Source organism: Streptococcus suis, from assembly GCF_002960445.1.
Classification (GTDB): Bacteria; Bacillota; Bacilli; order Lactobacillales; family Streptococcaceae; genus Streptococcus; species Streptococcus hyiners.
The window spans coordinates 1-292 of the sequence record NZ_POJD01000166.1; the positions used below are offsets into that span (position 1 = coordinate 1).

1 protein-coding gene is annotated in these 292 nt (G+C 41.8%); it reads right to left on the reverse strand.

Annotation, left to right across the window (positions count from 1 at the left end; translation table 11 throughout):
• Positions 1-292: class I SAM-dependent methyltransferase (locus C1G53_RS06895; RefSeq protein WP_153046668.1), on the reverse strand; the 292-nt coding region annotated here is incomplete at both ends.

Below are 292 nucleotides of genomic sequence, written 5' to 3' on the forward strand. Positions count from 1 at the left end.
GCATCAAAGACATAAATCCAAGGGTTCATATAACCGACCATGAGCAGACCACCTTTTTTCAAAACCCGATAAGACTCCTGCCACATATTGGCCAAATCTTCGATATAAATATTTGAAACCGGACAAAAGATGATGTCAAAACTCTCGTCTTCAAAAGGAAAGGCTTGTGTCATATCTGCCTGGACCGTTTGCAAATCCAGATTTTCTCGCTCAGCAACTAGCCTATCCTTGTCCAACTGTTCCTTGGAGAAGTCCAAAATAGTTGTCTCATAGCTATGAGCCGCAGAAATTG